The organism is Nonomuraea sp. NPDC049400 (assembly GCF_044466425.1).
Classification (GTDB): Bacteria; Actinomycetota; Actinomycetes; order Streptosporangiales; family Streptosporangiaceae; genus Nonomuraea.
The window spans coordinates 1-9,796 of record NZ_JBITMP010000113.1; the positions used below are offsets into that span (position 1 = coordinate 1).

11 protein-coding genes are annotated in these 9,796 nt (G+C 63.9%); 7 read left to right on the forward strand and 4 right to left on the reverse strand.

Annotated elements, in window-relative coordinates; all coding sequences use genetic code 11:
- Positions 1-230: 230 nt before the first annotated feature.
- Positions 231-992 carry an NAD-dependent epimerase gene (locus ACIBVN_RS59735; RefSeq protein ID WP_397151651.1) on the forward strand — a complete coding sequence of 254 codons (762 nt, stop codon included), beginning with the start codon at positions 231-233 and terminating at the stop codon, positions 990-992.
- On the opposite strand, the gene ACIBVN_RS59740 is transcribed toward ACIBVN_RS59735, so the two are convergent.
- Positions 964-1,470: a GNAT family N-acetyltransferase gene (locus tag ACIBVN_RS59740; protein ID WP_397151652.1), complete on the reverse strand. Its 507-nt coding sequence runs from the start codon at positions 1,468-1,470 to the stop codon at positions 964-966. The genes ACIBVN_RS59735 and ACIBVN_RS59740 overlap by 29 nt on opposite strands.
- Positions 1,467-2,864, reverse strand: coding sequence for a hypothetical protein (locus tag ACIBVN_RS59745; protein WP_397151654.1), 1,398 nt, complete (start codon positions 2,862-2,864; stop codon positions 1,467-1,469). Before ACIBVN_RS59745 ends, ACIBVN_RS59740 begins: the two co-directional genes overlap by 4 nt.
- A 220-nt stretch (positions 2,865-3,084) precedes the next feature.
- On the opposite strand from ACIBVN_RS59745, the gene ACIBVN_RS59750 reads away from it, so the two are divergent.
- The 4 genes from ACIBVN_RS59750 (at position 3,085) to ACIBVN_RS59765 (ending at position 6,286) form a co-directional block, all read left to right on the forward strand.
- Complete coding sequence (locus tag ACIBVN_RS59750; protein ID WP_397151655.1) at positions 3,085-3,624, forward strand: ATP-binding protein; 540 nt, start codon at positions 3,085-3,087, stop codon at positions 3,622-3,624.
- A 197-nt stretch (positions 3,625-3,821) separates the two neighbouring features.
- Complete coding sequence (locus tag ACIBVN_RS59755; protein ID WP_397151657.1) at positions 3,822-4,340, forward strand: phosphoribosyltransferase; 519 nt, start codon at positions 3,822-3,824, stop codon at positions 4,338-4,340.
- Between the two features lie 226 nt (positions 4,341-4,566).
- Entirely contained in the window at positions 4,567-4,764 is a 198-nt protein-coding gene (locus ACIBVN_RS59760) for a hypothetical protein (protein ID WP_397151659.1), read from the forward strand.
- Between the two features lie 313 nt (positions 4,765-5,077).
- On the forward strand, positions 5,078-6,286 hold the full coding sequence (locus tag ACIBVN_RS59765) for an rRNA adenine N-6-methyltransferase family protein (protein WP_397151661.1): 1,209 nt from the start codon (positions 5,078-5,080) through the stop codon (positions 6,284-6,286).
- 279 nt (positions 6,287-6,565) lie between these two features.
- Here the strand turns inward: ACIBVN_RS59765 and ACIBVN_RS59770 are convergent, their stop codons facing one another.
- On the reverse strand, positions 6,566-6,901 hold the full coding sequence (locus ACIBVN_RS59770) for an Lsr2 family protein (protein ID WP_397151663.1): 336 nt from the start codon (positions 6,899-6,901) through the stop codon (positions 6,566-6,568).
- Between the two features lie 318 nt (positions 6,902-7,219).
- On the opposite strand from ACIBVN_RS59770, the gene ACIBVN_RS59775 reads away from it, so the two are divergent.
- Positions 7,220-7,573 (forward strand): AraC family ligand binding domain-containing protein, encoded by a 354-nt coding sequence (locus tag ACIBVN_RS59775; protein WP_397151665.1) that lies wholly within the window; start codon positions 7,220-7,222, stop codon positions 7,571-7,573.
- A 235-nt stretch (positions 7,574-7,808) separates the two neighbouring features.
- Positions 7,809-8,786: an aldo/keto reductase gene (locus tag ACIBVN_RS59780; protein WP_397151667.1), complete on the forward strand. Its 978-nt coding sequence runs from the start codon at positions 7,809-7,811 to the stop codon at positions 8,784-8,786.
- A gap of 332 nt (positions 8,787-9,118) precedes the next feature.
- On the opposite strand, the gene ACIBVN_RS59785 is transcribed toward ACIBVN_RS59780, so the two are convergent.
- On the reverse strand, positions 9,119-9,469 hold the full coding sequence (locus ACIBVN_RS59785; protein WP_397151669.1) for a hypothetical protein: 351 nt from the start codon (positions 9,467-9,469) through the stop codon (positions 9,119-9,121).
- Positions 9,470-9,796 lie beyond the last annotated feature (327 nt).

The following is a 9,796-nucleotide window of genomic DNA, read 5'->3' on the forward strand; positions in this document are numbered from 1 at the left end:
TCCTCCGGCGTCCTTCCCGCGCGCACCAGCTCCACCATCTGCCGGCGAAACTCCGGCGGATAGTTGTTCGGCACAGCAGACTCCTTCTTCCGGGGACCAGGGTTCCCCAGAGACCAGGCGTCCACCAAACCGGGCCAACTCCACTGGACAGGCTCCGCGGCAACCAGTGGGACGTTGTTGTTGATGTGGCGGGTGCCATTCCAGCTTTGGTACGGAACGTGGCTCGAGCTGTGGCCGACGCAACCTCGTACTTCGTCTTTCTGTCCACCATTTCGGTCTATTGCGGGTGGCCTTACGAGCCAGTGGATGAATCATCCTTACTGTGGCATGGCGATCCTGATCTCGATCCTGGGACGCGTCGGTGGGACGCGGATGCTTACGGTCCGCTCAAGGTGGGGTGCGAACTGGCGATTCGTCGAGAGTTCGGCGAGCGCGCGTTGTTTCTTCGCTCACATGTGATCTTGGGGCCGGGTGAATACGTCGGGCGGTTGCCATGGTGGCTGCGACGCATCCGCCGCAGTGGATCCGTACTAGCTCCCGCTCCAGCGAGTCGATCAATTCAGCCCATCGACGTGCGTGACGTTGCCGGGTTTGTGCTTCATCTGGTGGAGCGCGGTCGCACGGGGGTCTACAACGTTGCTGCGCCACGCGGGAGGGAGTCCTATGGCGGGATGCTGCGTGCATGCCGCCAGGTAACCAGTTCCACGGCTGAACTGGTGTGGGTGGATGAAAAGTGGCTGGTCGATCAAGGGGTACGTGAATGGACAGAGCTCCCGCTGTGGCGCACGTTGCCTACAGCCTGGGAGATGAACGTAGACAAAGCCCAGGCCGAGGGACTGGCGTGCCGGCCGCTCGCCGAGACGGTGGGGGATACCTGGCAGTGGATGGCCTCAGGAGGGATCGCGGTCCCGCACGAGCGCCACGCCGAACACGGGATAGACCCCCAACGAGAGCGCGATCTGCTCAACCGCTGGCGTGCGTCAGGTCTTTGATGAACGCGCGGTTGATCGCCGGATCCCGGCCTGGTATGTATCGGTCGGTTGGCTGGTAGCCCAGCCTGTCATACAAGGCGAGCGCAGCGGTGTTGCGGACCCCTGTTTCCAGGATGGCCCACTGGGCTCCGTGCTCGACAGCGGCGCGCTCAAGTGTCTCCAGCAGGCGCTGCCCCAGGCCTCGACCGCGATGAGGTGGCGCTGTATACATCTTTTTGATCTCCACGGTGGCTGCGCGGGGAGCGTAGGTTCGGAAACCGCCGCAGGCTGCTGGGACATCGTCGACGTAGGACACCAGAAACAGTCCCTGCGGTGGGACGAACAAGGCTGGCGGGGCCTCGGCCGGGTCCGCATAGCCGTAGCGCTCCATCTGGTCGTCATACAACGCATGCACTAAGGCGAGAGCATCGGGGTGATCGTAGGGCAAGGCCCGGACATCAGACTGGTCTGAGGTGAGGCCAGCCATGCGAATACTCATGCTTGTGATATTGCCTGATCGAAGTGGGGTAGGAACTCAGCGACGCTGCGGTTGTGGCGATGCTGGATAAAAAGCGGACGCAACTGCCGTAGTTGATCTAGCCCGCGCAGCGACTGTACCTCATCAAGGCGCGACAATGCCGCACGTGCGGCCTGTACGGCCAGTTCCGCCTCATCCAGCAGAAGATATGCCTTGGCGAGGAATGTTCCGTGCACTAACGCTGAGCGTGGGAAGTGGGGGCGGGCGCCTTCGCCGGAGATGGGAGCGAGTAGATCGACCGCTTCGGTCAGGAGCCGCTTCCGTGAGGTGGTGAGGCGCTCGCCCAAGACGACAAGGCCTTGACCTGCTTCGGCATCGAGCTGTTCGGGCTCCAGATAGTACAGATAGGCAGGCATGTTGGTCGCCGAGTCCAGGAGCTGCTTAGCTTGCTCAGCGGCCCGTCGGAAACCGGCCTGATCCCCCGCCGCCGCTGCGGCGGTGGCGATGCGGCCGACGATGCGGGCACGCAGGACAGGATCGTCTGTGCAGCATTCTTGGGCTGCTTGGGCGATGTAGAGGGCCTCGTGTCCGTGCCCAGCGAAGGCGGAGATGTAGGCGAGCATGCCGATGGCATTGGCCGTCCGGCCCATATCGTCGAGGGCGCGTGCGGCTCGTTCGCTGAGCAGGATGTAGCGTTCGGCGGCGCCGTAGCGGTGCGCATCGAAGTGGACCCAGCCGACCAGCTGGGCGAGATCGCTGACGATGGTCAGCAGAGCTCGCCGTATCGTCTCTTCCTCGCATGCGGCCGCGTGCGTCAAGTCCAAGATGTTGCGGAGTTCGCCGGTGAGGTATCGGAGGTTCAGGGCGCCGCCGCCATGGAGGTCGTCGAGCCGGCGCAGCTCTGTCACGTGCGCGCTGATCAGCTGGACCTGGGCAGGCAGAACCCGTTCGCCGCCGCGGCGAGGGTGCTTCCAGCGCACGCTGGTGTGCAGGCCCGCGAGGACGGCTGCAGCCAAGTCGGCCCCGGAAGCTGGCGTGACCTCAGCCTGTACACCGGCGCTTTGTGTGGTCAGCGCAACGAGTGCGGATAACACTTCCTCGACGCACGTACCCGCGTCGAGGTCGGCGACGGCAGTGAGCGTGGTTGTTAAAGTCGCCGGTCGGCGCTGGGGCCACAGGTCGGTTTCGGTGATTGTAGTGCCGAGCCGCTCTGACAGCACGAAGGCGGCCACGGCGGGGAATGGCGGATAGGGGCGATATCCGTGTTTCACCCACTTGTGCGGAGAACTGGGGTCTATGCGGTGATTTGCCTGACCGCGATCGGCCAACCAGGAATTGATGGCGTTGCCGAACTGGCGCGGACTCATATTGGCGCGGGCCAGCATCTCTCGTAGCGGGGTCGGTTTGTCTGTCATCGCGACGCCTCCTGGCTACGAGTTACGGGTGCTGCTACCCCTATCACAAGTCCGCCCTCCGCATAGGAGAGGTTGCAAACCTTCACAACCTTCACGGTCTGCGGCCAACCTTCACAACCTTCACACCCGAAACCCCTTCTTTAGCAGCAAGCGATTGGTGTGAACTGGGCGCGCCAGCATCCCCGCGCTCTCGCAAGCAGAAGTTCTCTGGAGGTATGGCGTGCCGACGCCCCTCATGCTTAGCGGCCTTCGCGCCCAGGTCAAGCCCCTCAGGCCTGATCGGGCCACGAAACAAGCCCGCTCGTCGCTCGCCCAGGTACTGAGCGAAGCAGGAGTGGTCGATGCGATGGTGGACGACGCGCTTTTGGCGGTGTCAGAGGTAGCGGGGAACGCAGCGAAACATGGCAAGCCACCGTACGAAATGCGAATCTTTTCCGTGCACGGCTGCCCTGTCTGGTGTGACATCTTCGATGGCGGCGACTATCTGAACCTTCCCGAGGTCTTCGCAAACCTTGGCCAGGGCATCTCCCAAGGCATTGACGAGATATCTGGGCGAGGGCTTGAGCTGGTGCACTGGCTGACCCATGGCCGATGCGATTTCTACCCTGCTTACACCTATCTTGAACCACGCCTAGGCAAGGCCGTCGCTTTCGCTCTACCAACACGCTGCAGCTCACCTGTGGCCGCTCAACGCCCCAACGAACTAATCGCACTGCCGGCCGAGGTGCCCGCTGCCGGGGTCGCGTGTGGCATCGCCTGACCCGATCTACACGAATACCGCTCTGATGCTCAGGGGAGGAGCCTGTGAGCAGCGAAGAACAAGGTCTTGGTGCCGCCCAGTTGGCGTCGGTGAGGCCAGTCGACGCACACCTCACTCTGCCGGCAGACTGTGGTGGCCAACACGGCAGACGGTCTCGTGTGCCCAGCGCTGGGCACACGAAGCGGCCAGGTGTCAGCATGCGGCAGTTTAGTTCCGAAGACTGCAGCGTCGCGATCGCGACCTTGGCTTCGTTGATCCTTACTCACCTGGGTGCAGTGCCTCTCATCGTCGGCATCGGTAGGAGAGGAGAGGCTCCTGCTCGGAAGATCGCCCACCGCCTCGGCGCTCCCGTAGTCATCATCACGGCCAGGCGCCAAGAGTCCCTCGCCCACACTCGCTACACGGGCACGGTCTCCTGCGACCTCACCGCACTGCATGCGTTCCGCCGGCACGAACTACTCGCCGGTCCTATTTTGCTCGTCGATGACATCTGCAACAGCGGTGCGACTCTCACTGCTGCCCTCGCGGCCATACAACCGCTGACCAAGCCGGACACCCACATCTGCACTGCCACCCTGTGCCGAACCTCCGACGCCGACCCTAGACTGCCGGATCTGCACGTCTGGGATGTGCCAACCCCTCTGGTTGCCTTTCCCTGGACCACTTCTCCCTCCACCCCTATTCGCAACGTGCCATCGCCTGAGCAACCGCCATGAAGCTGACGCTGTCGTCGCGCTGGCCCTCCTCCCCGCCCTGTCCGTCACGACAGGGCGAAGACCGCTTGAGCGGAAGCGCGCCTCTCACCTCGGCGCGGGACATGTGCACCCGTTCATCACCAAGCCCCCAGCCCGTCGCTGAAAGGAATTCAGTGTGCGGGCTGGGCCTCCCAAGCCGGGCAAATGCGCCTGGTATCCCTCTCAATCGCAAAGGAACTGAGCGACATTGATACCCACACAAGGCACGACGCGTGACCTGCACAAGTACGAAATCGCCGATGAGGAGTTCCAGCCCGTCAAGGGCACGCTGGAACTCGCCTTCTTCAACGACAACGGCGTCGCCCTGCGCCACACCGACCGCCCCGATGACGAGCCGTTCCGCGCCGACCGCAGTGACCTGCGCGAGCTCATGCCGCACCTCTAAATCCCGGCAGCCAGGCCCCATGAGGCAAACGCAGCGGCCACGTACGGTCGAACAGGAGTCTTGCGGGCACCCACGGGTCCCGTCGGCGCGGCGGATTCTCCGCTGGCTGTCCAGCGTTCCCGCCCATGAGTCCGGGTCCAGGCATTAGGCCGTGAACCGGAATCCTTCGGTTCACGGCCAGTCCACCTTCATCGCAGGCGACCTCACCAGTCCGAGCGGTCGCAGGCGAACCCCGTCACCTTGACCGTTCCTCACCGCTCCGCGTCCCCAGCGCCTTCCTTGGCGCGCCCTTTCCTCAGCTCTCAGGTGCACCATGACGATTGATCCCCGGCTGCCAGCTCTCCTGGAGGGTCTGGTCAACACCTTGGTCCAGGAACGCGTGCTCAGGCCCGATCGCCCGCAGGGCGACTGGTGGATGCAAGGCATCAGAGCGGTACCGCGCCACGCCTTCCTACCCGCTCGAGCCTGGGTGCCGCCCCATGATGGCCAAGGCGGCCACGATATCGATCGGAACCAGAACCCTCATGACTGGTGGAACGCCGCCTACCGTGACTCCCTCGTGGTCACAAGGCGTGAAGGCGATGATGTCGCAGACGTCTCCTCCCCACCCACATGTGTGCTGTCGCGCCCGTCGACAGTGTTTCGGCTCCTGCGCCTGTTGGACCCCATGCCTCACGATCGGGTCATGGAGATGGGAACGGGCACCGGCTACACCGCGGCGCTCCTGGCGTGGCTGATCGGTGGCGATCAGGTGACCACGATCGAAATTGACCCAGGACTCGCAGCCGTGGCTCGGCAGAACCTTCAACGCACAGGATTCAACCCCATCACCCTCGTGCGCGACGGAAGCCTCGGCAGCGGTGTCCGGGAACGGTTCTCCCGAGTCCACATCACCTGCGGAGTTCCCAGCGTGCCACGACGACTGCTGGAGCAGACGAATCCAGGCGGAGTGATCGTCCTGCCGTGGATGCCACCCCACGGGCAGCGAGGCGAGATGCTGCGGCTGACAGTAACCCAGGACCAGCACGCGATCGGACACTTCCATGGCGCCACGACCTTCATCCCGATGCGCACCCAAATCCAGGCCAATCGGCCCGCCTCGCCTGCTGGCTCCCTCGAAGAAGGTGAGGGCGACGTGTCATACCCGCGGCTCCCGCCCAGCACGGTCCACGAGGCGATCCCTCACGGGTTTGGGATCTGGCTGACAGCCCAAGCACCGCATGTGGCCATCACAAGCACCGGCTGGGAAGACAGAGACGGGAGCCGTCGGTGGGTCATGCGGTTGCGTAGCACACGTGACGACAGCGGCGCCGTTGTGGTCGCCGACCCTCTCGGCACCCTGGACGAGGGAAAAAGGGAGGTTCGGGTCACGCAATCCGGTGAGCGCCTGTGGGACGACCTGGAAGCAGCGTACATGTCATGGCAGGAGGCTCAGCGCCCCGGACGTGATCGGCTCGGGCTGAGCATCACCTCGACACACGAAACGATCTGGTTGGACGAGCCAGGTCGGTCCGTGGCATGAAATCTAGCTGGCGGCTCCGCCGGGCTCTCGCCGGCATCAAGCGTCTGCGCGACCAGGTGATCCTCGTGATCACAAGCCGAAAATCTGTGTTGACCTTCTTTGGTGTGCGGGGCCTGCAGGGCTGTGAGGAGTGTAAACGCGCCAAATGGGCCGCCTGCGCCGCTGCGGAGATGCCTGCGGTGGGGCCGGGGGTCAGTGACACGCTGCCTGGCTTACCCGGCCGACGGCGCGCCTGCGCAGCTTCGAAGCAGTCCGCTGGACACCACTCCTACATCACCATCACTTTTGACGGGTTTCGAACTTCTCTACAACGGTCGACGCGATTCGGCCTCGCTCGCTGACCGGCAGACCGTGGGCTTTGGCCCATTGCCGGATCTCTGCACTCTTCTCACGGCTCATCGTGCGGGCGCCGCCGCGGCCACGACGGCGCGCGGACACGGCGCCCGCGCGGCGCGCGTTCTGCACAAAAGGCGTGAGCGCATCCCTGAGCTTTTTGGCGTTCAAGTCGCTGAGATCGATCTCATAGGAGGAGCCATCGATCGCGAAACTGACCGTTTCATTGGCTTCTCCACCATCGACGTCATCGATGAGGATCTCCTGAATCTGTTTAGCCATTGACTGTCCCATCGGAAGGCGTGTGTACATGTTCTGGATACCACAAACATAGCGGACATTGGGCCAGCATCGCGAAGGACGTCAGAAAAAGGGCAGAAATATTTTCGGATTGACGTCTAACGCCGGACATTATGAGCGTTGCCGATCGGGGATGCTGCGTGCAGGCACCGCAAGGCGGAGGTCGAGAGGCCGGGATGTAGGAGAAGCCCCGGGCCCCGCCTCGCCGCGAAGTCAGACATGTGCATCCAAAATACCCCTACAAGCGGGCCTAACGCGGGCAGAGCTCTACCAAATCTTCACAGAACCGAGAGGCGAACAATGACCACCCACGTGTTCCGCGAGCCGCAAGAATGGACCTTCGAGAAGCTAGGGCATCGCGGTAAGGTTTTCGACTCGAGTGGCTTGTTGCGGAGCGGCAATCATCTCATCGTCGAGATCGACGGCCCGCTTGCCGGTTGGCTCTGCCAGCAAGAGTGCGATTTCGTCTACTACGTGCTCGCAGGTCACGGCTGGTTCCACATCGATGATCGGCAGCAACGCTGCCAACAGGGCAACCTCGTCATCGTCCCCAAGGGCTCGACATTCACCTACGAGGGCGCCGGGCTGAGGATGTTGCTGACCTCTACACCGCCCTGGCGACCCGAGCAAGAGCAAGTCTCCACCGAAGAGTGACGAACATGGAGGCTGTCGAACGTGTCGGCAAGCGAACGAGATCCGATGCCCACATGGGTGAATTGACCGCCACGGTGGGTCATTCCCATGGTTCGGCCTATCGCTGTGACTGTGTCTATACGCCTCTCCCGCTTGGGTGATAGGTCATGCAGGCCACCGGCCTGATAGTGATCTCGCGCTGGTTATCGCCCCCCTGCGGTGCTCCATCCGAGAACTGTCTCAAGGAAGTGACCTTTTGGAATACATAAGCTTCGGCCGGACCGGCATGCGCGTCTCCCGGCTCAGCCTCGGCTGCCTCGCCTTCGGCTCCTCCGAATGGCGGCCCTGGGTGTTGAACGCCGCCGAGTGCACGCAGCTCATCCAGGCCGCCTACGAGGCCGGGATAAACTTCTTCGACACCGCCGACGCCTATTCCGCCGGGCAGAGCGAAACCGTGCTGGGCAGCGCGCTCAACGACATGAAAGTGCGCGACAGCGTCGTGATCGCCACCAAGATAGGTCTCCCCATGGGCGACCGGCCGCACGAACGCGGCCTTTCCCGCAAGCGGATCCTGCGCGGCGTGGACGACGCGCTGCGCAGGCTCGACACCGACTACATCGATCTGCTCCAGTTGCACCGGCTCGATCCCGGCACGCCCATCGAGGTCGTGCTCGAAGCGCTCGACGACGTGGTCAGGAGCGGCAAGGTCCTCTATGTCGGGGCCTCCAGCATGTTCGCGTGGGAGATGTGCCGGGCGCTCTACATCGCCGACCGCGAGGGATGGACCCGCTTCGCCAACATGCAGGCCCAGCTCAACCTCATCTACCGCGAGGAAGAGCGGGAGATGCTGCCGCTGTGCGCGGCCGAGCAGATCGCCGTGACGGTGTGGAGCCCGCTGGCGCGCGGATTCCTCGCCGGCAACCGGCGGCGTGGGGACGACGGCACCCTCCGGGCGCAGACGGACGGGCTCGCCCAGAAGATGTACTACCACGACAACGACTTCGACGTCGTGGACCGGCTGTGCGAGGTGGCGCGGGACATCGGGGCGCAGCCCGCTCAGGTCGCCCTCGCCTGGGTGATCCGCCATCCGGCGAACGTCGTGCCGGTGATCGGCGTCTCGAACATGCGGCAGCTGTCCGAGGCCGTCGAGGCCATGGACATCGCCCTGTCCGATACCGATCGCGTCCGGCTGGAAGAGGCGTACCGCCCGCATCCGGTTGAGTGGGGCGTTTGACGAGTGACACGTCTCTGCTCACCACCGTCGAGCCACCGAACCTGCGCCAAGGGCTGACAGGGCCCAGCCCGCCTCGGTTGGGCAGGCAGCACGCATGTGCTCGTCGACCGTCGGACTCGCGCGCACGTGCGACGGCAGAGAGCATGCCCAATGTCCTCCGTCCGCCGTCGACGCTCTTATGTCCGTCCCGCACGGCCCGCGTCCGATGGGTGGGTGGAAGAGGGCAGCACGAGCAGCAGTGAGTCCTCGCCGATGGGCACGAGCGCCATTTCCCTCCGGCGCTGGCCGAGCGTAACCGCCGGCGCTGGGAGGAACATTTGGCTCCTACGCCCTCACCCACGGGGTGGCGTCCCAGAGAAGCACCACTCCGCCAGGGCTCGATTCAGGCTCGGGGGACTATTGCAGGCGGTCGCGGCCTCCATGCGCGCCGCGATCTGGATGGCCTCAGCCGACGACAGGATTACCGAGCACAACTGCCTGGCCGTTTTCACCGCCTGCTCCACGCTGATCGTGTTGTCTCGCTCCCACTCGCCCAGCACCGCAGGCACCGCCCCCGCCAACGCCTCCACGATCAGCCGTGCTTCCGTTTCCCGCCATTCCAACCGGCCCATCAACGTCTCCTTGAGGATCATCACCAGCGGATCTCCCCATGCTCCCCGCCCCGCGAGGTGACGCATCTCCACGTGAAGCAGTCGATACCTTCGCCGATCGCTGGTCACGTGCTCGGTATACGCCCGCACTGCCGCCTCGGCCAGCGCGTACCCTTGGCTGGGGGTGTCTCCAGTCGGCGCGCTACGGCTGTGACCACATCGTCCAGGCATCGGCTTATTACGGCTGCGAGCAGATCTTCCTTCGTCTTGAACACCTGGTAGAACGTCCTCAACGACATGTGCGCCCGCGTGCAGAGGCTCCCAATGAGAGAGTTCCATCCTGTTTCCGCAGGTAGAACGGGCTGGTGTGGTGGCGGTCAGGTGTGAACGTCGTGGTGGCGAGGCGAGATCATGAAGGTA